The organism is Rhodopseudomonas pentothenatexigens, assembly GCF_900218015.1.
Taxonomy (GTDB): domain Bacteria; phylum Pseudomonadota; class Alphaproteobacteria; order Rhizobiales; family Xanthobacteraceae; genus Rhodopseudomonas; species Rhodopseudomonas pentothenatexigens.
In genome coordinates, this window is the sequence record NZ_UFQQ01000035.1 from 22,254 (window position 1) to 43,698 (window position 21,445).

Annotated in this window: 17 protein-coding genes, 1 tRNA gene and 2 pseudogenes; 9 read left to right on the plus strand and 11 right to left on the minus strand. The window is 66.9% G+C overall.

What is annotated here, in order from left to right:
• Nucleotides 1-34 precede the first annotated feature (34 nt).
• A complete protein-coding gene (locus DWA33_RS22410) occupies nucleotides 35-277 on the plus strand; it encodes a BrnA antitoxin family protein (protein WP_114360733.1) in 243 nt (80 codons plus the stop codon).
• Here DWA33_RS22410 and DWA33_RS22415 read toward each other — a convergent pair.
• Nucleotides 274-1,161, minus strand: a complete 888-nt coding sequence (locus DWA33_RS22415; protein ID WP_114360734.1) for a DMT family transporter — start codon at nucleotides 1,159-1,161, stop codon at nucleotides 274-276. The genes DWA33_RS22410 and DWA33_RS22415 overlap by 4 nt on opposite strands.
• Nucleotides 1,162-1,412: 251 nt before the next feature.
• Between DWA33_RS22415 and DWA33_RS22420 the strand changes: the two genes are divergently transcribed.
• Both DWA33_RS22420 and DWA33_RS22425 read left to right on the plus strand, forming a co-directional pair.
• Entirely contained in the window at nucleotides 1,413-1,814 is a 402-nt protein-coding gene (locus DWA33_RS22420; protein WP_114360719.1) for a RidA family protein, read from the plus strand.
• Nucleotides 1,815-1,914: 100 nt separating this feature from the next.
• Entirely contained in the window at nucleotides 1,915-2,118 is a 204-nt protein-coding gene (locus tag DWA33_RS22425; protein WP_114360720.1) for a hypothetical protein, read from the plus strand.
• A 139-nt stretch (nucleotides 2,119-2,257) separates the two neighbouring features.
• Here DWA33_RS22425 and DWA33_RS22430 read toward each other — a convergent pair whose 3' ends face one another.
• From DWA33_RS22430 to DWA33_RS22450, 5 genes are all read right to left on the minus strand, one after another.
• On the minus strand, nucleotides 2,258-2,437 hold the full coding sequence (locus DWA33_RS22430) for a light-harvesting protein (RefSeq protein ID WP_114360721.1): 180 nt from the start codon (nucleotides 2,435-2,437) through the stop codon (nucleotides 2,258-2,260).
• Between the two features lie 25 nt (nucleotides 2,438-2,462).
• Nucleotides 2,463-2,606, minus strand: a complete 144-nt coding sequence (pufB, locus tag DWA33_RS22435; protein WP_011158204.1) for a light-harvesting antenna LH1, beta subunit — start codon at nucleotides 2,604-2,606, stop codon at nucleotides 2,463-2,465.
• 280 nt (nucleotides 2,607-2,886) lie between these two features.
• Nucleotides 2,887-2,962, minus strand: a tRNA-Lys gene (locus DWA33_RS22440).
• A 155-nt stretch (nucleotides 2,963-3,117) separates the two neighbouring features.
• Nucleotides 3,118-5,952: a glycosyltransferase gene (locus DWA33_RS22445; protein ID WP_114360722.1), complete on the minus strand. Its 2,835-nt coding sequence runs from the start codon at nucleotides 5,950-5,952 to the stop codon at nucleotides 3,118-3,120.
• Between the two features lie 185 nt (nucleotides 5,953-6,137).
• Nucleotides 6,138-6,719, minus strand: coding sequence for a beta-1-3, beta-1-6-glucan biosynthesis protein (locus tag DWA33_RS22450; protein ID WP_114360735.1), 582 nt, complete (start codon nucleotides 6,717-6,719; stop codon nucleotides 6,138-6,140).
• A 287-nt stretch (nucleotides 6,720-7,006) separates the two neighbouring features.
• Here DWA33_RS22450 and DWA33_RS22455 point away from each other — a divergent pair, with 287 nt between their 5' ends.
• A complete protein-coding gene (locus DWA33_RS22455) occupies nucleotides 7,007-8,617 on the plus strand; it encodes a glycoside hydrolase family 17 protein (RefSeq protein ID WP_114360723.1) in 1,611 nt (536 codons plus the stop codon).
• On the opposite strand, the gene DWA33_RS22460 is transcribed toward DWA33_RS22455, so the two are convergent.
• Together DWA33_RS22460 and DWA33_RS22465 are read right to left on the minus strand one after the other, a co-directional pair.
• Nucleotides 8,577-8,957 carry a hypothetical protein gene (locus DWA33_RS22460; protein ID WP_114360724.1) on the minus strand — a complete coding sequence of 127 codons (381 nt, stop codon included), beginning with the start codon at nucleotides 8,955-8,957 and terminating at the stop codon, nucleotides 8,577-8,579. The two genes, DWA33_RS22455 and DWA33_RS22460, sit on opposite strands and share 41 nt — an antisense overlap.
• Before the next feature lie 68 nt (nucleotides 8,958-9,025).
• Nucleotides 9,026-10,408 (minus strand): SPOR domain-containing protein, encoded by a 1,383-nt coding sequence (locus tag DWA33_RS22465; RefSeq protein WP_114360725.1) that lies wholly within the window; start codon nucleotides 10,406-10,408, stop codon nucleotides 9,026-9,028.
• A gap of 166 nt (nucleotides 10,409-10,574) precedes the next feature.
• Between DWA33_RS22465 and glmU the strand changes: the two genes are divergently transcribed.
• The 3 genes from glmU to DWA33_RS22480 all read left to right on the plus strand — a co-directional run bounded on the left by glmU (nucleotide 10,575) and on the right by DWA33_RS22480 (nucleotide 14,894).
• The gene (glmU, locus tag DWA33_RS22470) at nucleotides 10,575-11,933 is read left to right on the plus strand and encodes a bifunctional UDP-N-acetylglucosamine diphosphorylase/glucosamine-1-phosphate N-acetyltransferase GlmU (protein ID WP_114360726.1); all 1,359 of its coding nucleotides are present in this window, start codon (nucleotides 10,575-10,577) and stop codon (nucleotides 11,931-11,933) included.
• A 121-nt stretch (nucleotides 11,934-12,054) separates the two neighbouring features.
• Nucleotides 12,055-13,881 (plus strand): glutamine--fructose-6-phosphate transaminase (isomerizing), encoded by a 1,827-nt coding sequence (glmS, locus tag DWA33_RS22475; protein ID WP_114360736.1) that lies wholly within the window; start codon nucleotides 12,055-12,057, stop codon nucleotides 13,879-13,881.
• A gap of 209 nt (nucleotides 13,882-14,090) precedes the next feature.
• Entirely contained in the window at nucleotides 14,091-14,894 is an 804-nt protein-coding gene (locus tag DWA33_RS22480; RefSeq protein ID WP_114360727.1) for a DUF502 domain-containing protein, read from the plus strand.
• A 150-nt stretch (nucleotides 14,895-15,044) separates the two neighbouring features.
• On the opposite strand, the gene recG is transcribed toward DWA33_RS22480, so the two are convergent.
• A complete protein-coding gene (recG, locus tag DWA33_RS22485; RefSeq protein ID WP_114360728.1) occupies nucleotides 15,045-17,147 on the minus strand; it encodes an ATP-dependent DNA helicase RecG in 2,103 nt (700 codons plus the stop codon).
• Between the two features lie 154 nt (nucleotides 17,148-17,301).
• On the opposite strand from recG, the gene DWA33_RS22490 reads away from it, so the two are divergent.
• A complete protein-coding gene (locus DWA33_RS22490; RefSeq protein WP_110784290.1) occupies nucleotides 17,302-17,592 on the plus strand; it encodes an FAD assembly factor SdhE in 291 nt (96 codons plus the stop codon).
• A complete protein-coding gene (gene mfd / locus DWA33_RS22495) occupies nucleotides 17,589-21,107 on the plus strand; it encodes a transcription-repair coupling factor (protein WP_114360729.1) in 3,519 nt (1,172 codons plus the stop codon). The genes DWA33_RS22490 and mfd overlap by 4 nt, the downstream gene beginning before the upstream one ends.
• A 12-nt stretch (nucleotides 21,108-21,119) precedes the next feature.
• Here the strand turns inward: mfd and DWA33_RS22500 are convergent.
• Together DWA33_RS22500 and DWA33_RS25790 are read right to left on the minus strand one after the other, a co-directional pair.
• A pseudogene (locus tag DWA33_RS22500) lies at nucleotides 21,120-21,356 on the minus strand (integrase core domain-containing protein); the annotation flags it as partial.
• Nucleotides 21,344-21,445, minus strand: a pseudogene (locus DWA33_RS25790) (integrase core domain-containing protein); the annotation flags it as partial. The pseudogenes DWA33_RS22500 and DWA33_RS25790, both read right to left, overlap by 13 nt.

Consider the following 21,445-nt stretch of genomic DNA (forward strand, 5'->3'; position numbering starts at 1 on the left):
CCTCAACTCCGCCCAACCTGCCGAGAAAACCGCCATGTCGCAGCCACCCCGCCGTCCCCGCACGCTGAACGACGCCCGCACCGAGGCGGAAGCTGCCTTCAAGAAGGTCACCGCCAAGCCGGTGGAAGCGCCGCCGAAGCGTCAGGCCTTGCCCGGCGTGAAGGAGATGGTGTCGCTGCGGATCGATCAGGCGGTGCTGGAACATTTCCAGGAGGGCGGCCCGGGTTGGCAGGATCGGATCAACGCCGCGCTGCGCAAGGCCGCCGGGCTGGATTAGCGCGAGCGCCGGATCGGCTCGCGCGCCGGCCTCGGCGCGCCGCGCAGATTGAGCAGATTGCCGGTGAGGATCAGCGCGGCGCCGATCACCGTGTAGGCGTCGAGCCGCTCGCCATAGATAAGCCAGCCGGCGGTGGCGGACAGCGGCACCCGCAGGAAGTCCATCGGCACCACGATGGTGGCGTCGGCATGGGACAGCGCCCGCGCCATGCAGTAGTGCGAGAAGGTGCCGCAGAACGCCAGGATCACGATCCAGACCCAGACGTAGGCCGACGGCCACTGCCACGTCCACAGCGCCGGTCCGAGACCGGCGGCGCTCTGGATGATCAGCATCCAGAAGATGATCGCGAGCGTGCTCTCGGTGCGGGTCAGCGACTTCATCAGCGTGACCGAGATGCCGAAGCCGACCGCGGCGCCGAGGGCGATCAACTGACCGGGATCGACCGAGGAGGTGGCCGGGCGGACGATCACCACGACGCCGATCAGCCCGAGCACGATCGCGGTGATCTTCCAGACGTTCATGTGTTCGCCGAGGAAGGTCGCGGCCAGGATCGCGATCCAGATCGGCATGGTGAACTCTATCGACACCACCTGGGCGATCGAGATCAGCGTCAGCGCGTAGAACCAGCCGAGCTGCGCGGCGTAGTGCACCAGGTTGCGGCCGAGATGCGCCAGCGGCCGCGACGTCGCCATCGCGGTCAGCCCGCCGGCCTTGTGGATCAGCGGGTACAGCATCGCGAAGCCGATCAGCGAGCGCAGTTCCATCACCTGAAACACGCTCAGTTCGCGCAGCGTCTCGCGGCCGGCGACGGCGACGATCACCATCAGCGCCAGCCACCCCGCCATCCACAGCGCGGCCTTCAGGATCGAGGGAGAGCGGGTCATCGCGGCGGTTCGGCTCGTTGATGGCGTCGGCGTTTCCTTGAAGCGCTCTATCTTCGACAACGGCAGGCTTGGCAACCGTCGCCCGGCGGAGATCGGCTTGCGGTCGTCGCGGTTGATTTCCGCCGGCTGATGTGCGCGCAATCGCGCTCGACGCCGTCCCCGGCGAAGCGAACGCCGGTTCGCGGAGGGCGGCGCGTCGACACAGAGCTTCAGAGCGGCGGTCAAGCCGACGATGCAGGGGAGGATAATCGATGCGGGTGTTGCAACCTGAGGGATGGGCCAAGCCGCGGGGCTTTTCGCACGGCGTGGCGTTCAACGGTCCGGGGCAGTGGCTGGTGCTGGCCGGCCAGACCGGCACCAACGATCAGGGCGAATACGAATCGGACGATCTGGCGGCGCAAGTCGGCGCCGCGTTGCGGCGCGTGACGCGGCTGCTGGCGGAGGCCGGGGCGGGTCCTGAGCACATCGTCCGGCTGACCTGGTATCTCACCAGCCGAGCCGATTACGAAGCCGCCGGCGCCGGCATCGCGGCGGCGTGGAAGGACACCCTCGGGCGGCATTTTCCGCCGTCGACGCTGCTCTATATCGGCGGCCTGGTCGATCCCCGCGCCAACGTGGAGCTCGAGGTGACGGCCTTCGTGCCGGCGCGGTGACGGGGCTGCGGCGTCGTCCGGGTCATCAGCCTTGCGGATGCTTGCCAGGGCGGCCGGTTTCGGCCAATGAGCCGCCAGCTTTTGCAAGGAGTTTCGTTCGATGACCCAGCGCTCGACCTCGGCCGATTTCGTCACCGCCTTCGCGACCGGATGGCCGGAGAATCAGCCCGACGTGATGATTCTTTCGCTGACCACGCAGAAGGGCGTGCAGGATTTCGCCCTGACCAAGGAGCAGGCCCTGCTGGTGGCGAAGACGATGAAGCGCACCGCCACCGCGCTGGCGGCGCCGAAGCAGCGGGCGTGACGGCTCGCGCGGTGGGGAAGCCAAGGGCGGCGCCGGGGTGCCGCCCTGACACGCGAATCCGAGACGCCAGCCTGAAACGCAAAAACCGGGCTCCTTGCGGAGCCCGGTTCTGCAATACGGCTCAGACGAGCAGTATCGATTAACCGACGTTGACCGACGACTCGATCGCGGCGGTCTTGCCGTTCCAGTACTTCGGGAACCAGGTGGTGTTGCTCAGGAGAGCGAAGTGCACCAGGATCGCGATCACGGTGACGCTGCCGAGCAGGAGCGGAAGGCCGACGGTCGGCTTCACAACGGTCCAGATACGAGCTTGATTCATATTTGATACTCCTTAGGGCAGCTAATTAGTGCAGCCAGGGCGAGTAAACGTAGGCGAGGAAGTGCGCGACGATCGCGATCGCACCGAAGATGCGGGTGCCGTCGATCACGTGCTTGTGGAGCTCTTCCGACTCCTCGACCGTCAGGCCGGTCAGCGTCTTGTCAGCCATTTTGAGACCTCATAATGGGTTTTCTGCCATCGCCGAGCCGCGGTGCGGCCCTCGATGGCGCGCATATTGACCGGCCCGCCTGGTCCGGACATTGAGCAGGAACAAATTTTCGTGAGCGCCGCGTGATCCGTTGGTCGCAGAGCGGTATCAGGATCACGCTTGCTCTCGGGGGCGGCCAGTGGGAATCGGCGGTCCGTGGAGCGGTGTCGCGAGAAGCGGCGGACGCCTGCGATGGCGCCGGGTGGGCGTGCTGGGTGCCGGAGTTGAATGTCTCGGGGGTTGGTGAGCGCGGAGGGACTCGAACCCTCGACCCCATGATTAAAAGTCACGTGCTCTACCGGCTGAGCTACGCGCTCACGTGAGGCGCTGTGTAGGGGGCGGGGCCGGCGGGGTCAATACCCGCGGTGGCCGCAGTCGCCTCCGTGTAAGCCGAATTGGCTCAAGCCCACAGCTATTTATCGTGTCTTCCTCGCGCAACCATTCAGCTTGCGAGGGGCGTCGCGCCGCGCGGTTACGCGTCGCGGTGCAGCTCCGACGCGACCTTCTGCTGCGCCGGGATCGCGGTCGGCAGTGCGACGGGGCGCAGGCCGATCAATTCGGCGGTCCGCACCGCGGTCGCGGTCCACCAGCCGAACTGGTTGATTCGCGAGTTCTCCAGAATCGCGATCGCGACCGCCGCCAGGAACGGCAGGCTCTGCAGCACCAGCACGCCGGCGAAGATGTAGATCTCGGTGATCTGGATGTTGCTGTTGGAGACCACCAGAATCGCGGCGCCGATCAGCAGCAGCACGCCGATCACGGCTTCCCAGAACGCTTGGAATTCGACCGACATCATCGTCAGCCCGCCCTTGGAGGTGCGGGCGAAGGCGAGATGCTCGGTGATCAGGCCCTGGGCGACGGCGCGGGACACCGTCCATTGCACCGACATCGCCGCGATCATCGCGCCGAACATCTGCGGCACCCCGACCTTGACCCGCAGCCGGTACAGCACCAGGAAGTGCGCCAGCGTCACGATGAAGGAGGCGATGATCGGCAGGGTCAGGATCTTGTCGGGAATCGCGATGTCGGCGAAGGCGACGATCGGCACCCAGATCAGGTTGAGAATCGCCACCACCACGCCGAGGCTCTCGGCGCCGAGCCAGTTCAGCCAGCCTACGCCGAATTCACGGCGCTGGTCGCGGCTGAGGCGGCTGTTGCCGGGCATGAAGCGGCGCCAGTGCTTCTTGATGATCTGGAAGCCGCCATAGGCCCAGCGATGGCGCTGCTTCTTGAACGCCTCGTAGGTGTCCGGCAGCAGGCCGAAGCCGTAGCGGGTGTTGGTGTAGTGCGTGAGCCAGCCGTGCTCCATGATCTCGAGGCCGAGATCGGAGTCCTCGCAGATGGTGTCGCTCGACCAGCCGCCGGCCATGTCCATCGCGGCGCGCCGGATCAGGCACATCGTGCCGTGCACGATGATGCCGTTGTATTCGTTGCGCTGCACCATGCCGATGTCGAAGAACCCGGCATATTCGCCGTTCATGATGTAGTGCATCAGCGAGCGGTCGCCGTCGCGATGCTCCTGCGGCGCCTGCACCAGGCCGACCCGCGGATCATCGAACGCCGGGACGAGGTCCTTCAGCCAGTCCGGCGTCACCACATAGTCGGCGTCGATGATGCCGATGATCTCGGCGTCCGCCGCGGTTCGCTCCATCGCGATCCGCAGTGCGCCGGCCTTGAAGCCTTTGACCTTCTGGGCGTTGATGAACTTGAAGCGTTCGCCGAGTTCGCGGCAGTGATCCCGGATCGGATCGGTGAAGGCGGCGTCGGGCGTGTTGTTGATGATCACCACGACTTCAAAGTTCGGGTAGTCGAGCCGCGCCAGCGCATCGAGCGTCTGCTTCAGCATCTCCGGCGGTTCGAAATAGGCCGGGACGTGGATCGACACCTTCGGGGCCTTGATCGGTTCGCCGCTGGCCAGCGCGGCCGCACGCTTGGCTTCCTGCGCGTCGGTGAGGGCGCGGGTGATCAGCCGGCGCGGCTTGCGGCCGAACGCGACGGCCGCGATCTCCTCGACCCGGGCGAGTGCGATCGCCACCAGCGGCACCAGCAGGATCATGCCCAGCGTCAGCGCGAAAGCCGAGCCGAACAGGAAGTAGTGTCCGTTCCAATAGGCGAACACCGTCGCGGCCCAGGCGCCGGCGCCGTGGGCGGCGGCCGACAGCAGCAGCGTCTGCATCGCCGTCGGGGCGGCGAGCTGCAGAATCGGCAGCGACAGCAGGATGCCGACCAGCAGCGCGATGCCGGCCAGCTTCCAGTAGTTCGGATCGACCACCGGGCCGGTCCAGGCGAATTTCGGCTGGCGTGAGGCGTCGAGGAAGCCCCAATACGGACCGACGCCGCCCTCGAAGAACTTCCAGGGCTGATCGATCGCTTCGACGATGTTGTACTCCATGCCGACGGCGTCGGCGCGGCTGACGAAGTTGCGCAGCGTCACCGCCTGTTCGAACTGGCCGGGCACCGCGGCCTTGCGATTGTAGCCGGCGCTCGGCCAGCCGAATTCGGCGATCACGATGCGCTTGCCGGGGAAGGCGTCGCGCAGCTTCTGATAGATGATCATCGCCTGGTCGACCGCCTGCTTGGCGGAAAAGCCTTCCCAGTAGGGCAGGATGTGCGCGGCGATGAAGTCGACCGACGAGGCGAGCTCGGGATGCTCGAGCCAGATGTTCCAGATTTCGCCAGACGTAACCGGCGCTTTGACCTGAGACTTCACGCGCTGGATCAGCCGGGTCAGCCGCCGGACGTTGTTCTCGGCGGTCGCCCACCGCACCGCTTCGTCGCGCTTGTCGGCCGGCTGCGCTTCGGCGTCGCGCATCCGCTGGTTTTCTTCGGCCACCAGCCGGTAGCGCTCTTCGTCGCTGAGCCCGAGGTTTTCGAGCGGGATCTGGTCGCCGCGGTACACCGTCTCGTTGCCGACCACGATGCCGCTGACATTGGCATTGTGCTTGGCAAGGTCGATCGCCGCCTGGATCTCGCGCTCGTTGCGGGTGACGTCCTTGTCGATCCAGGCGCCGACATTGACCTTGAGGCCGAACTCGTTGGCGATCGGCGGCACCATCTCCGGGCCGCCGGTCGACGAATACAGACGGACGGCGCGGGTTTGCGGCGCCAGCTTCTTGAGGTCGGAGCGGATCCGCTCGGCGGTCGGGAAATTGTCGACGTCCGGATGACCGGAGCCGTCGAACGGCGCGTAGGACACGCTCGGCAGGATGCCGGTGAAATCGGCGGCTTGTTGTTTCTCCCGAAGGAGGCCCCAGAGCCCGGCGTGTGCGGCAGTGACGAGAAACAGAACGGCGACGACGACGCGCATCGCGACTAAACCATAAGGGGCCAGGTTGGCAGGTGGACTAACCCGTCCCCGAGGTCCGTCCACAGCGTCGGCGCATCACGGTTGCGATGCGTCCGGTGTCCAAGCAACTCGGCCGACCCCATGGCGAATTGAGGGCGTCCGGCGACCAAACCCGATAAATTCCCGATCGTTCCCGCGCGGTGGCGCTATTTCGCGGGAGCGGGCGCCGGAGTCGCCGGTTGCTGAGCGGGCGCCTGCGCCGGCTTGGCGGCCGGTCCCGGCGGCGTCGCGGCGGCTGCCGCGGGCTGCTGCTGGGCGGTCGGATTGATCCAGCATGCGTGTACGCGTCCGCTCAGGCTGTCCGGAGATTTCGGATCGATGGGACCGGATCGCACGACGCACCTGAACGCCGCCTGAATGTGGCCGGTCGGGCAGCCGAAACGGTCGTACATGTCGAGGTGGCGGAACGCGGTGTCGAGGTCGTCGCGCCACATCAGCACCACGACGCGGCGGCCGAGCCAGACGCATTCCGGATTGCCGGCGGGACCATTGATCGCCTGCGCGGCCTCGGCGAATTCGTCGGTCTTGCGCTGGCTTTCCTTGAGGGCGTCGGCGGTGGACTGAGTCGCCTGGTTGTTAGTGGTCGCCGGAGGCTTGGCGGTCTGGTCCTGGGCGCGCAGATCGCCGCTCTGGGCGATCGCGCCGCCGATCCCGATCGACAAGGCAAGGCCGGTCAAGGCCAGGCAACGCAGCATCGCGTTCCGGAACTCAAGGAAAACTCGTCGCATCGTGTCCCCGATCTCGTTGCCGGGCCATCGCGGCACCGGTCCCATCCACCTGATGCCGCTCGAATTCGTCGCCGATAGGGCGTGGCCCTCGGCAGAATCCCATGACGGACATTTTGGATTTTGTCCAGCAATGGCAGTTGGTCATTCGGTGCATGGCGACCAATTGATGGCGGACGATCGACGGTCGCAGCGGTGCCGGGAGCGGGCGGTGCGTAAGGCGGCCTTGGCAGATCGATCGCGAGCGGCTAATCGACGGGACCCTTTTGCAACGGACGGAATTAAAATCCTTGCGCACGCCGCTGCTGTTGATCCCGATTTCGTTGGCCGTGATCTTCGGCGTGTGGTGGTGGATCGCCACGCCGATCACACTCGAACGCGCGCCGCTCGAGGCCGACTCGAAATTGGAATGCGTGTCCTACGCGCCGTTTCGCGGCACGCAGACGCCGCTCGATCCGACCACGCATATCGATGCCGAGCAGATCGCCCAGGACATGGCGCAGCTCGCCAAGATCTCGAATTGCGTCCGGACCTATTCGATCGATAACGGCCTCGACCAGCTGCCGCCGCTCGCCGCCAAGGTCGGGCTGAAGGTGCTGCAGGGCATCTGGCTGTCCAACGACCGCTCGAAGAACTTGGCGCAGATCGCCACCGCGGTCGGCCTCACCAAGGCCTATCCGGACGTGATCACCGGTCTGGTCGTCGGCAACGAGGTGTTGCTGCGCGGCGAGATGACCGCAGCAGATCTCGCCGCCACCATCCGCCTGGTGAAAGCGCAGGCCAAGGTGCCGGTGACTTACGCCGACGTCTGGGAGTACTGGCTGCGCAACCGCGAGATCTACGACGCGGTGGATTTCGTCACCATTCACATCCTGCCGTACTGGGAGGACATGCCGGTCCGCGCCCGCTACGCCGCCAACCACGTCGATGCGATCCGCAAGCAGGTCGCGGTGGCGTTTCCGGGCAAGGAGATCCTGATCGGCGAGACCGGCTGGCCGAGCGCCGGCCGGATGCGCGAGGGCGCGCTGCCGTCGCTCACCAATCAGGCGCGGGTGGTGTCCGAGATCCTCACCCTCGCCAAGCGCGAGCATTTCCGCGTCAACCTGATCGAAGCCTACGACCAGCCGTGGAAGCGCAATCTCGAAGGCACCGTCGGCGGCTATTGGGGGCTGATCGACGCCGACAACCGCGCCTTGAAGTACCCGGCCGGCGAGCCGATCAGCAACTTCCCGCAGTGGAAGCTGGCGATGGCGGCGGGCATGGCGCTCAGCCTGGCGGTGTTCGTCACCGCGATGCTGACGCTGCGCCGGCGGCCGTGGTCGCCGCGTCTGGTGTCGTGGCTGGCGGTTGGCACCTCTGCCACCGTGGCGGGAATTCTTCTCGGCGTGGCGGTCGACAAGCTGTTGGTCGAAAGCTACGGCGCTGGGCGCTGGGCGCAATGGGGCCTGCTGCTCGCCAGCGGCATTTTGACGCCGATCCTCGCCGCGCGCGCACTGATGTCCGGCCGGTCGATCCCGACCTTTCTCGACCTGTTCGGGCCAAAGGAAGATCGTTCGCGTTCGCTGACGACCTGGGCGCTCGGCCTGTCGGTCGCGGTGACCGTGCTGATCGCCGCCCAGACCGCGCTCGGCTTCACCTTCGATCCGCGCTACCGGGATTTCCCGTTCGCGTCGCTGACCATGGCGGTGATGCCGCTGTTCCTGCTGATGCTGCTGAACCGGCCGCAACAGGGGCCGCGGCCGATCGCCGAGGCCTCGTTCGCCGGGCTGTTCGTCGCCTGTGCGCTGTACACGGTGTTCAACGAGGGGCCGAAGAACTGGCAGTCGCTGTGGACCTGCGCGGTCTATGCGATGCTGGCGCTCACGCTGTGGCGGGCGCGGGTCGCGCAAACCCCAAAATGAGCAGGCCGATCGCGATCCCCGACAGCGCGATGTTGTAGAGCACGATGCCGAATCCGGCGCAGATCAGTCCGCCGGTCAGCAGCACGATCGACGGCCGGATGAAGTGCAGCGTGGCGATCACCAGCGCGGCGATGCCGAAGACCGAATTCTGAAACAGATAGGTCATCAGCATCCGGGACTTGCACAGCATCGAGCGCAGCCCGGCGTCGCACGCCAGGGCCACGGTCGACAGTTCGATGGCGAGGTAGCGCAGATACAGCGCATAGCCGACGGTCGAGAACCCGACGATCAGCAGGAACTGCACCTGGTACGGCGTGAGGCGGAACGGTTTCTTCTTCATGGCGTGACTATGCTGCGCTTCGGGATGTCGGACAAGCTGATGCGACCGGGCGACGGCCGCCGGGGCTTTTAGCGGATCCCGAGGATCGACGACAGGGTGGACTGCCGCTGCGGTGGCGGCTCTTGGGGCGGCGCCGGAGGCGGCGGCGGTTCGGGCGTCTGCAGAGTGACGCGTTCGCGAGTCCGCCGCACCGGACGCTGGGGCGCCTGCTGCGGCGCCGCCGCGGGCGCGATCATCGGCAGTCGCTGGCCGTCATACACCGAGGCTTCGCAGCCGCGGTCGGCGGCGCCGAGCGCCGCACAGACTTTGGCGGCGGCCGCAGCATCCGCGATCGGGCCCGCCACCAAGCGCAACTGCGTGGCGTTGCCGTTCTCTTTGATCATGATGATCGGCTGTAGGCCCTTCAGTGCCTTCTGGGTTTTCGACAGCTTGCGCCACAGCCCGCGCAGGCCCTCGACCGTATTGGCGGTGCCGAGATCGACGCCGAATTCGGTGCGCGGCGCCGGGGTCTCCTCGACAGCCTCCGGTTCCTCGGCGGGCTCCTGCGTCGCCGCTTTGGCCTCCTGCAGTCTGGCTGCGCCCGGATCGGGGGGCGCCAGGATCGAACGCGACGGCATCAGCGGCGTGCTCGAGATCATCGCCGCGCTGGCGTTCTGAACCGTCGGCTTCTCCGCCGGGGCTGGCTCGAGCCGGACCCTGTCGTGGCGAGGTTTGTCCTGAGATTTCTCGGCCACCGCCTTGTCTTCCGTCGGCTTTTTGGCCTCGGCGGTGGGGGGCGGAGAGCCATGGGCAGGCGCAGCAGGCGCCTCGTCTGGCTTGGCCTGCGGCAGCGGCACCGCCTCGGACTGCACCGCGACCGTGACCGGCGTGATCGCGGATGCAGGCGGTTCGATCGCCCCGAGCTTCCGGGGCGGCGGCGAGGCGACATTCGGTTTCGCTTCGACCGCGGCGACCGTCGGGGCGATCGGCGCCGGCTCCTTGGGCGGAATCTCCGGCAGCGGCGCAGCCGCGGCGCGGTCGGCCGGCTTGTCCGAGCCGGCGTGAGGTCTGGTCGCGCCCGCCTGCACCCGCGCGATCGACCCGGTGACCGAATCCAGACCCTGTTCGAGACTGCCGACCCGCGCGAACAACCGGTCGCGGTCGCTGTTGAGCGACTCGATCGCCGCCGTCAGCCGGCTGGTCGCGGTCTGGGTGTCCTTGGCGAGCCGCTGGACCATCTGCGACTGCTGGGCGACGTCGGCCGCAACCGTCTGATCGCGGCGGCGATCCGTGACGTTCTGGACTGCCATGATGGCGATCACCACCGCCCCGAGTGATGCCGCCGCCCACGACCCCAGCCGCCATTTTTCCTGGCTGTCGAGCGGGTCCTCGTCCGCCAGCAGACGCGTCAGCCAGCCGCCCGACTCCTCGGTCGCGAAGCTGTCTGCCAGATCGTCGGTCTTTCTGGCCATCGGAAGGTCTCAAAGCCCAAGGCGCTAGGCGCGAATCACCTCGCCAAGAGTATCAGGGAATTGTCGTTTTCAGGTGGGCCGCGCCGGCTGCGGCGACCGGAAAGCGATTTCCACTTCGCCGCAAAACGCTCTATGACGGCCGCATCAGCAAATCACGGATGTTGGAATGACTGCCAGAACCAGCCTGACGATCGTGCTTGCCGCGGGCGAGGGCACGCGGATGCGATCTTCGCTGCCGAAGGTGTTGAACCCGGTCGCCGGCCGTTCGCTGCTCGCGCATGTGCTGAGCGCGGCGCCGCACGGTGGTCAAGACCGGCTGGCGGTGGTGATCGGCCCGGATCATCAGGCGGTCGGCGCCGAGGCGAAGCGGGTTCGTCCCGACGCGGCGACCTTCGTGCAGGCCGAGCGGCTCGGCACCGCGCACGCGGTCCTGGCGGCGCGCGAGGCGATCGCCGCCGGCGCCGACGATGTGCTGATCGCGTTCGGCGACACGCCGCTGATCTCGGCCGAGACCTTCGGCCGGCTGCGCGAGCCGCTCCGCAACGGGGCCGCGCTGGTGGTGCTCGGTTTCCGCGCGGCCGATCCGACCGGCTATGGCCGGCTGGTGGTCGAGAACGGCGATCTGGTCGCGATCCGCGAGCAGGCCGACGCCAGCGAGGCCGAGCGCGCGATCACGCTGTGCAACGCCGGCGTGATGGCGATCGACGGCAAGGTCGCGCTCGACGTGCTCGGCAAGATCGGCAACGCCAACGCCAAGGGCGAGTACTATCTGACCGACGCGGTCGGAATCGTTCGCGACCTCGGCCTGAGCGCCAGCGTGATCGAGACCGGCGAGGACGAGGTCCGCGGCATCAACACCAAGGCGCAGCTCGCCGAGGCCGAGACCGTGATGCAGACTCGCCTTCGTCAGGCGGCGATGGCGGCGGGCGTGACGCTGATCGCGCCGGAGACCGTGTATCTTGCGGTGGATACGACGTTCGGCAGGGACGTGGTGATCGAGCCGTTCGTGGTGATCGGTCCCGGCGTGTCGATCGGCGACGGCGCGGTGATCCATTCGTTCTCGCACCTTGCCGAGGCCAAGATCGGCAGCAAGGCGCAGGTCGGGCCCTATGCGCGGTTGCGGCCGGGCACCTCGCTCGGCGACGGCGCCAAGATCGGCAATTTCGTCGAGACCAAAGCGGCGCAGATCGATGCCGGCGCCAAGGTCAATCATCTCACCTATATCGGCGACGCCCATATCGGACCGTCCGCTAATATCGGGGCAGGGACCATCACCTGCAATTACGACGGCTTCGGCAAGCACAAGACCGAGATCGGCGCCGGGGCCTTCGTGGGCTCGAACTCGTCGCTGGTCGCGCCGGTGAAGATCGGCGCCGGCGCCTATATCGGGTCCGGCTCGGTGATCACCAAGGACGTGCCGGACGACGCGCTGGCGGTCGAACGCAACGAGCAACGCACCCGCGACGGCTGGGCCAAGCGTTTCCGCGACGCCAAATCGCGCGACCGCAAGCCGAAGGCGCACTGATGCCGAGGTTGGCTTAACCTTGTCTCAAATCGCAATAATTGTTGACTACCAAGGCCTTCGCAGAAGCCGCTAAGACAGCATGGGCGCCGTGATCGAGCGGCGCGAGGGGGATTCCAACCGCATGTGCGGCATCATCGGCATTTTGGGACGTGGACCGGTCGCCGAGCAACTGGTCGATTCGTTGAAGCGGCTCGAATACCGCGGCTATGACTCGGCAGGTGTCGCGACGCTGGAAGGCGCCGAGCTGGTGCGCCGCCGCGCCGAAGGCAAATTGAAGAATCTGGAGGCGGTGCTGAAGAAGCAGCCGCTCGCCGGTCATGCCGGTATCGGCCACACCCGGTGGGCGACGCACGGCAAGCCGAACGAGGCCAACGCCCATCCGCATGCTGCCGGCAGCGTCGCGGTGGTCCACAACGGCATCATCGAGAACTTCCGCGAACTGCGTGACGAGCTCGAAGCGCACGGTGCGAAATTCACAAGCGAAACCGATACCGAGGTGGTGGCCCATCTGGTCGACTCGCAGCTGAAGAAAGGCGCCACGCCGGCCGGGGCGGTGAAGGCGGCGCTGCCGAAACTGCGCGGCGCGTTCGCGCTGGCGTTCCTGTTCAAGGGCCACGACGACCTGATGATCGGCGCCCGCAAGGGCTCGCCGCTGGCGATCGGCTATGGCGACGGCGAGATGTATCTCGGCTCGGATGCGATCGCGCTGGCGCCGCTCACCGACGACATCAGCTATCTGGACGACGGTGACTGGGTGGTTCTGCACCGCTCCGGGGCGGAAGTCCGCGACGCCAAGGGCGATGTGGTTCAGCGCGACGTGATGAAGTCGGGCGCGTCGTCGTTCGTGGTCGACAAGGCGAACTACCGCCACTTCATGGCCAAGGAGATCCACGAGCAGCCCGAGGTCGTCGGCCATACGCTGGCGCGCTATCTCGACATGGCGAGCGAGCGGATCGCGCTGCCGATGAAGCTGCCGTTCGACTTCAAGGACGTGCAGCATCTGTCGATCTCGGCCTGCGGCACCGCCAATTACGCCGGCTATGTCGCGAAATACTGGTTCGAGCGGTTCGCGCGGCTGCCGGTCGAAATCGATATCGCCTCCGAGTTCCGCTACCGCGAGGCACCGCTGCATCGCGGCGACCTGGCGATCTTCATCTCGCAGTCCGGCGAGACCGCCGACACGCTGGCAGCGCTGCGTTACGCCAAGGAGCAGGGACTGCACACCTTGTCCGTGGTCAACGTCCCGACCTCGACCATCGCCCGCGAAAGCGAGGTGGTGATGCCGACCCTGGCCGGGCCCGAGATCGGCGTCGCCTCCACCAAGGCGTTCACCTGCCAGCTCACGGCGCTCGCAGCACTCGCGGTCGCCGCCGGACGGGCGCGCGGTACCTTGAGCGATGCCGACGAGGCCAAGCTGGTGCACGGCCTGATCGAATTGCCGCGGCTGATGGCGGCGGCGCTGACCCACGAGCCGCAGATCGAGCGGCTGGCCCGCCACATCGCCAAAGCCCAGGACGTGCTGTATCTCGGCCGCGGCACGTCCTATCCGCTGGCGCTGGAAGGCGCGCTGAAGCTGAAGGAGATCTCCTACATCCATGCCGAAGGCTATGCGGCCGGCGAACTGAAGCACGGACCGATCGCGCTGATCGACGAGAAGATGCCGGTCGTGGTGATCGCGCCATACGACCGCGTGTTCGAGAAGACCGTCTCCAACATGCAGGAGGTGGCGGCCCGCGGCGGCCGGATCATCCTGATGACCGACGCCAAGGGCGCGGAGGAGGCCACCGTCGAATCGCTGGTGACGATCGTGATGCCGGACATGGCGGCGGCGTTCACGCCGATGGTCTATGCCGTTCCGGTGCAACTGCTGGCCTACCATACTGCCGTGGTGATGGGCACCGACGTCGATCAGCCGCGCAATCTGGCGAAGTCGGTGACCGTCGAATAGGCAATTTGACGCGTCGCGGCTGTCTGTCCACACCGCCGGTTGTTGCCCGGCCGCCGACCCCCTATATCTGGCTCCGAGGCAGGGCGCCGACGTGCCGCGATCGACACTGGCCGGGTCGTTTCGATCGCACACTCCATTGGAGCTCTGTTACATTGCAAGTCGCGTCGGGCCGCTGGCCGCGACGCCGGTAGCACCGACCTGGACTCCTGATGAACGACAAGCTGTCGCCCCCACCCGGTGAGACCCCGCAGGACCCGCCGCGCGGCGTGATGGCGCGGGTCCGGAACTATTTCCTGACCGGGCTGATCGTAGCCGGGCCGGTGCTGATCACCTTCTACCTGACCTGGTGGTTCGTGAACTGGGTCGACGGCTTCGTTCGGCCGCTGATTCCGCCGGACTATCGCCCCGAAACCTATCTGCCGTTTGCGCTGCCTGGATCGGGCCTGGTGATCGCCTTCGTGGCGCTGACGTTGCTCGGCTTCCTGACCGCCAATCTGATCGGCCGCACCCTGGTCGACCTCGGCGAGCGGCTGCTCGGCCGGATGCCGGTGGTGCGCGCGATCTATCGCGGCCTGAAGCAGGTGTTCGAGACGCTGTTTTCCGGCAGCGGCAACAGCCTGCGCAAGGTCGGGCTGGTCGAATTCCCGTCGCCGGGGATGTGGTCGATTGTGCTGATCTCGCTGCCGCCGAACAAGGAAGTGGCGACCAAGATTCCGAGCCAGGACGAGCACATCTCGGTGTTCCTGCCGTGCGCGCCCAACCCGACCACCGGGTTCTTCTTCTACGTGCCGCGGCACAAGGTGATCCCGGTCGACATGAGCGCCGAGGAAGCCGCGACGCTGATCATGTCGGCGGGCGTGGTGCAGCCGGGGTCCGATCCGCAGAAGAAGATCGCCGCACTGGCCGCGACCGCGCTGGCCGCCAAGAAGGCCCGCGATCCCGGCGAGCCGGAATCGGCGTTCTCGCGCCGACGGGTCAAGCCGCCGGAAAAGGCGCCCGACAAGGTCGAGTAGTTAGACTTCATCTCCACATTCGTCATTCCGTGGCGCTCACGCAGTGAACGAACCCGGAATCTCGACATGTTCTGCGTGCGACTACGTTCCACTAACTTCGGGATTCCGGGTTCGCGAGCTGCGCTCGCGCCCCGGAATGACGCTCGGTAACTAACCAGCTCCCAGCAGCGGGATCGCTTCGTCGCGCTCGTAGAGATACAGCAGGCAGCGCAGCGCTTCGCCGGAGGTGCCGTCGAGCTTCGGATTGTCCTTGAGGATCCGCAGCGCCTCGTCGCGCGCCTGGGTGATGAGCTGGGCGTGGACTTCGGAGCGCGCGATGCGGTAGCCGGGCAGGCCGCTCTGCCTTGTGCCGAGCACGTCGCCTTCGCCGCGCAGCTTGAGGTCTTCCTCGGCGATCCGGAAACCGTCGGTGGTGTCGCGGATCACCCGCAGCCGCGCCGCGGAGAGCTCGCCCAGCGGCTCGCGAAACAGCAGCAGACAGGTCGAGGCTTCGCTGCCGCGACCGACCCGGCCGCGGAGCTGATGCAATTGCGCCAGGCCGAAGCGTTCGGCGTTCTCGATCACCATGATGCTGGCTTCGGGCACGTCGACGCCGACCTCGACCACCGTGGTGGCGACCAGCACGCTGATCTCGCCGCGCGCGAACTGGCCCATGACATGGTCCTTGTCGCTGCCGCGCATCCGTCCGTGCACCAGCCCGACTTGGTGGTCGCCGAAGCGCTGTCGCAACGACTCGAAACGCTGTTCGGCATCGGTCAGTTTGACGTTCTCGGATTCCTCGACCAGCGGGCAGATCCAGTAAACCCGCTTGCCGGCGGCGATGGCGCGGCCGATGCCGTCGATGACTTCGGGCAGCCGGGTATCGGACAGCGTGCGGGTGTCGATCGGCTGGCGGCCGGCGGGCTTCTCGCGCAGTTCCGAGACGTCCATGTCGCCGAAATAGGTCAGCACCAGCGTGCGCGGGATCGGCGTCGCGCTGAGCACCAGCACATCGACATCGGCGCCCTTGCTGGTCAGTGCCAATCGTTCGCGGACGCCGAAGCGATGCTGTTCGTCGACCACCGCGAGCGCCAGCGATTTGTAGATGACGTCGTCCTGGATCAGCGCGTGGGTGCCGACCAGAAAGTCGATCTCGCCGGCGGCAAGCCGCTCCAGGATCTCGCGGCGCTCTTTGCCCTTCTCGCGGCCGGTGAGGATCGCGACCTGCATGCCGGCGCGTTCGGCCAGCGGCGCGATGGTTTTGATGTGCTGGCGGGCGAGGATTTCGGTCGGTGCCATCAGCGCCGCCTGCTTGCCGGCCTCGGCCACCGCCGCAGCGGCCAGCAGCGCCACCACGGTCTTGCCGCTTCCGACGTCGCCCTGCAGCAGCCGCAGCATCCGCACCGGCTGCAGCAGATCCTCGGCGATCGCCGCGGCGGCCTGCTGCTGCGAATTGGTCAGCGCGTAGGGCAGCGCGTCGATGATCTTGTGGCGCAGCCGATCGTCGCCGGCGTTGCGACTGCCGGCGGGGCGACGGAGCTGCGCCCGCACCAATGCCAGCGCCAGCTGCCCGGCGAGCAGTTCGTCATAGGCCAGCCGCGACCAATAAGGCCCCTCGGGCAGAATGTCGGTCGGTTGATCCGGGATGTGGACATGCTTCAGAGCATCGGCGAACGACGGAAACCGGCAGCGCCGCAGCACCTCGGGGCTGATCCATTCCGGCAGCGCCGGCAGCTTAGTCAGCGCCTGCGCCACCGCGCGGCGCAGCGAGCCGATCGCCAGCCCCTCGGTCAGCGGATACACCGGATCGATCTGCGGCAGCTTGGCGAAGCCTTCCTCGTCGACGACGCGGTCGGGATGCACGATCTGCAGCGTGCCGTCGTAGAGCTGGCCGGTGCCGGAGACGTAGCGCTTGGCGCCGACCGGCAGCAGCTTCTGCACATAGTCCGGCTTGGCGCGGAAAAACGTCAGCACCACGTCGCCGGTGTCGTCGCTGGCATAGACCAGATACGGCGCGCGTGAACGGCCCGGCGGCGGCGCGCGGTGGCGGTCGACCGTGACCTCCAGCGTCACCACCGTCCCCGGCACCGCGTCGCGAATCTTCGGCCGGGCGCGGCGGTCGATCACGCTGGTCGGCAGATGCAGCAGCAGATCGGCCAGCCGCGGGGTGTCGTCGCGATCCAGCAGATAGCGGAACAGCTTGTCCTGTTTCGGTCCGACCCCGGTCAGGCTGGTGACGGGGGCGAACAGCGGATTGAGCAGAGCAGGGCGCATCGAACCAAGGCGGGTGGATGGCGGTTGGCCCGCAGCGTTGGCCGCATTTGCGGCCGATTGCAATGCGTCCGTGCAGGCTGACAGCGGCGTTTGCGACCGCTATATGAACCGCGCCCGGCACGTCCGGGCTTTCGGCGTTGAGGTGGATTTCGACATGACGGGGACGACACGGTCGAGCGGCGGGCTCGACGACCGCCGCAAGCGGCTTCTGTTCCGCTGCTGGCATCGCGGCACGCGCGAGATGGATCTGATTCTCGGCCAGTTCGCCGACGCCGAGATCGGCACGCTCTCGGAGGCCGAACTCGACGAGCTGGAGCGGCTGATCGAGGTCAACGACCACGATCTCTACGCCGCCGTCGCCGGCGGCGACACGCTGCCGGCCGAGTTCAAGGGCGGGCTGTTCGAGCGAATCAAGACCTACGGCCATCAGGACGGCGCCGCATGAAGACTCCAAGCAGGTCGCCTGCGGACCAGCTTGCCCCCGGCAAGGCGCTGACCTTCGCCAACGTCGCCGAGGGCGCCGAGGGGCTGATCATCGCCGATCTGGCCCGCGCGGTCGCGGCCAAGCCGAAGGCGCCGGCGGTCAGTCTGGCGGTGATCTGCCGCGACGGCCCGCGGATGCAGCAGCTTGCGCGCAGCCTGGAGTTCTTCGCGCCCGACCTCGAGGTGCTGCAGTTCCCGGCGTGGGACTGCCAGCCCTACGACCGCGTCTCGCCGCACGCCGGGATCCTGGCGCAGCGCGTCACCACGCTGGCGAAGCTGTCGCGGCTGACCGGCAGCGACAAGCCGCTGATCGTGCTGACCACGGTCAACGCCGCCGTGCAGCGGGTGCCGGTGCGCGAGATCGTCGCCGCGCAGGCGCTGTCGGTCGCCCCCGGCAACGTCGTGCCGATGGATTCGATCGTCGCCTGGCTCGAACACAACGGCTACAGCCGCGCCTCGACGGTGCGCGAGGCCGGCGAATACGCTGTGCGCGGCGGCATCCTCGATCTGTTTCCGGCCGGCCTCGACCAGCCGGTGCGGTTCGACTTCTTCGGCGACCAGCTCGAATCGATCCGCACCTTCGACGCCGAGACCCAGCGCACGCTGCACACCATGCGCGGCCTGGATCTGGTCCCGGTGTCGGAATTCCAGCTCGTCACCGAAACCATCCGCCGGTTCCGGATGGGCTATGTCGCCACCTTCGGCGCGCCGAGCCCGGACGACCAGCTCTACGCCGCGGTCAGCGAAGGCCGCCGCCATCCCGGCATGGAGCACTGGCTGCCGCTGTTCCAGGAGCGGATGGAGACGCTGTTCGACTACCTGAAAGCGACGCCGGTCGCGATCGAGCCGCAGAGCGAAGACGCCGCGCGCGAGCGCTTCAAGCAGATCGCCGACTACTACGATGCCCGCCGCGAGGCGATGGATCAGCCCGGCTCCGGCGCGATCTACAAGCCGCTGCCGCCGGACCAGCTCTATCTCACCGACAGCGAGTGGACCGCGCGGCTGGAAGGCGTGCCGCTGGCGCGGCTGACGCCGTTCGCGCTGCCGGAGGACACCAGCGATGTGATCGATGCCGGCGCACGGGCCGGGCGCAACTTCGCGCCGGAGCGGACGGACGCCAACGTCAACGTGTTCGAGACCTTGGTGGCGCACGTCTACGCGCTGCAGGCCGCGCGCAAGAAGGTGGTGATCGCGCTGTGGAGCGAAGGCTCGCGCGACCGCATGGCGAGCATGCTGAAGGACCACAAGCTGGTCGCGCTCACCAGCGTCAACTCCTGGCGCACCGTGCAGGCGACGCCGCGCAACGAGACCATGCTGGCGGTGGTCGGGCTGGAGGCCGGGTTCGAGACCGCCGCCTTCGCGGTGATCACCGAGCAGGACGTGCTCGGCGATCGCCTGGTGCGCCAGCGCAAGGCCAGCAAGAAGCTCGACAACTTCATCTCCGAAGTCACCAGCCTATCGAGCGGCGACATCGTGGTGCATGTCGAGCACGGCATCGGCCGCTTCGTCGGGCTGCAGACGCTCGAGGTCGGCGGTGCGCCGCACGACTGCGTCGAGCTGCACTACGCCAACGAAACCAAGCTGTTCCTGCCGGTCGAGAACATCGAGCTGCTGTCGCGCTACGGCTCGGACGGCACCACGGTCGAGCTCGACAAGCTCGGCGGCTCGGGCTGGCAGGCGCGCAAGGCCAAGCTGAAGAACCGCATCCGGCAGATCGCCGGCGAACTGATTAAGGTCGCGGCCGAACGCCATCTGCGCGAGGCGCCGAAGCTGCCGATTCAGCCGCAGCTCTACGACGAGTTCTGCGCGCGCTTTCCCTATGACGAGACCGAGGATCAGCTCGCCGCGATCAACGCTGCGCTCGGCGATCTGGAGAAGGGCACGCCGATGGACCGCCTGGTCTGCGGCGACGTCGGCTTCGGCAAGACCGAAGTGGCGCTGCGTGCGGCGTTTGCGGTCGCGCTCGACGGCAAGCAGGTGGCGGTGGTGGTGCCGACCACGCTGCTGGCGCGGCAGCACGCCAAGACCTTTGCCGAGCGGTTTCGCGGCTTCCCGGTCAATGTCGGCCAAGCGTCGCGGCTGGTCTCGGCCAAGGAGCTGTCGCAGGTCAAGAAGGGCATCGCCGACGGCACGCTCGACATCGTCGTCGGCACCCACGCGCTGCTCGGCAAGTCGATCAAGTTCAAGGACCTCGGCCTCGTCATCGTCGACGAGGAGCAGCATTTCGGCGTCACCCACAAGGAGAAGCTGAAGCAGCTCCGCTCCGAGGTCCACGTGCTGACGCTGAGCGCGACCCCGATCCCGCGCACGCTGCAACTGGCGATGACCGGGGTGCGCGATCTGTCGATCATCGCGTCGCCGCCGGTCGACCGGCTCGCGGTGCGGACCTTCGTCGCGCCGCACGATCCGTTGATGATCCGCGAGGCGCTGCTGCGCGAGCGCTATCGCGGCGGTCAGGCGTTCTACGTCGTGCCGCGGATCGACGATCTCGCCGAGGTGAAGGACTTCCTCGACAAGCACGTGCCGGAGATGAAGGTCGCGGTCGCGCACGGCCAGATGCCGCCGGCGGTGATCGAGGACATCATGTCGGCATTCTACGACGGCAAGTTCGACATCCTGCTGTCGACCACGATCGTCGAATCCGGCCTCGACATTCCCAACGCCAACACACTGATCGTGCATCGCGCCGACATGTTCGGCCTGGCGCAATTGTATCAGCTCCGCGGCCGCGTCGGCCGCTCCAAGCTGCGCGCCTACGCGCTGTTCACGCTGCCGCAGCACAACATCACCGCGCAGGCCGAGCGACGGCTGAAAGTGCTGCAATCGCTGGAAACGCTGGGCGCCGGCTTCCAGCTCGCCTCGCACGACCTCGACATCCGCGGCGCCGGCAATCTGCTCGGCGAGGAGCAGTCCGGCCACATCAAGGAAGTCGGCTTCGAGCTGTATCAGCAGATGCTGGAGGAGGCGATCACCAACCTCAAGGCCGGCATCGTCGACGAGCCGGTCGCCGATCGCTGGTCGCCGCAGATCACCATCGGCATGCCGGTGCTGATCCCGGAGGAGTTCGTCGCCGATCTTGCGGTGCGGCTGTCGCTGTATCGCCGGCTCGCCGATCTCGACACCGACGAGGAGATCGAGAACTTCGCCGCCGAGCTGCGCGACCGTTTCGGTCCGCTGCCGGACGAGGTGCGCTATCTGTTCAAGATCGCGGCGATCAAGGCGTATTGCCGCCGTGCCAATGTCGAGAAGGTCGATGCCGGTCCGAAGGGCGTCGTCATCAGCTTCCGCGACAACGCCTTCGCGCAGCCGGACAAGCTGGTGTTCTTCATCAAGCGCCACGGCGAAGCCGCCAAAGTGCGGCCCGACATGAAGGTGGTGTTCTTCCAGGTCTGGAAGACGCCGGAAGAGCGGCTGATGGGGACGACCGACATCCTCAAGCAACTCGCCGACCTCGCCGAATCCAAGAAGGCGGCGTGATTTTGCCGCCGACTAATCCAGAGACCTTGTATGGAGCTTCTGGATTGCTTCGCCATCGGCTCGCAATTGTGCGAGTTCACTAATTCGTTGATCGGTTTTTTTGTCGGCGGCGAAGTCCTTCGGGGTTTTGCCGCCGAGGGCCTGGTGGGGCCTGAAGTTGTTGTAATAGACCATGTATTCGAACAACTCGTTGGCGAAGTGGTCGAGGTTGTCGAAGGTGGCTCCGTCGATCACGTCGTCGTCCAGGGTCCGCCAGAAGCGCTCGATCTTGCCGTTGGTCTGGGGGCGGTAAGGCCGAGTGTAACGGTGCACATGCCGAGCTCGCGCAGCATTGCCTC

What these genes read in the sequence shown, in the direction of transcription:
- DWA33_RS22410 (WP_114360733.1), top strand. Translation starts at nt 35, where the DNA reads ATGTCGCAGCCACCCCGCCGTCCCCGCACGCTGAACGACGCCCGCACC.
- DWA33_RS22415 (WP_114360734.1), bottom strand. Translation starts at nt 1,161, where the DNA reads ATGACCCGCTCTCCCTCGATCCTGAAGGCCGCGCTGTGGATGGCGGGG.
- DWA33_RS22420 (WP_114360719.1), top strand. Translation starts at nt 1,413, where the DNA reads ATGCGGGTGTTGCAACCTGAGGGATGGGCCAAGCCGCGGGGCTTTTCG.
- DWA33_RS22425 (WP_114360720.1), top strand. Translation starts at nt 1,915, where the DNA reads ATGACCCAGCGCTCGACCTCGGCCGATTTCGTCACCGCCTTCGCGACC.
- DWA33_RS22430 (WP_114360721.1), bottom strand. Translation starts at nt 2,437, where the DNA reads ATGAATCAAGCTCGTATCTGGACCGTTGTGAAGCCGACCGTCGGCCTT.
- pufB (WP_011158204.1), bottom strand. Translation starts at nt 2,606, where the DNA reads ATGGCTGACAAGACGCTGACCGGCCTGACGGTCGAGGAGTCGGAAGAG.
- DWA33_RS22445 (WP_114360722.1), bottom strand. Translation starts at nt 5,952, where the DNA reads ATGCGCGTCGTCGTCGCCGTTCTGTTTCTCGTCACTGCCGCACACGCC.
- DWA33_RS22450 (WP_114360735.1), bottom strand. Translation starts at nt 6,719, where the DNA reads ATGCGACGAGTTTTCCTTGAGTTCCGGAACGCGATGCTGCGTTGCCTG.
- DWA33_RS22460 (WP_114360724.1), bottom strand. Translation starts at nt 8,957, where the DNA reads ATGAAGAAGAAACCGTTCCGCCTCACGCCGTACCAGGTGCAGTTCCTG.
- DWA33_RS22465 (WP_114360725.1), bottom strand. Translation starts at nt 10,408, where the DNA reads ATGGCCAGAAAGACCGACGATCTGGCAGACAGCTTCGCGACCGAGGAG.
- glmU (WP_114360726.1), top strand. Translation starts at nt 10,575, where the DNA reads ATGACTGCCAGAACCAGCCTGACGATCGTGCTTGCCGCGGGCGAGGGC.
- glmS (WP_114360736.1), top strand. Translation starts at nt 12,055, where the DNA reads ATGTGCGGCATCATCGGCATTTTGGGACGTGGACCGGTCGCCGAGCAA.
- DWA33_RS22480 (WP_114360727.1), top strand. Translation starts at nt 14,091, where the DNA reads ATGAACGACAAGCTGTCGCCCCCACCCGGTGAGACCCCGCAGGACCCG.
- recG (WP_114360728.1), bottom strand. Translation starts at nt 17,147, where the DNA reads ATGCGCCCTGCTCTGCTCAATCCGCTGTTCGCCCCCGTCACCAGCCTG.
- DWA33_RS22490 (WP_110784290.1), top strand. Translation starts at nt 17,302, where the DNA reads ATGACGGGGACGACACGGTCGAGCGGCGGGCTCGACGACCGCCGCAAG.
- mfd (WP_114360729.1), top strand. Translation starts at nt 17,589, where the DNA reads ATGAAGACTCCAAGCAGGTCGCCTGCGGACCAGCTTGCCCCCGGCAAG.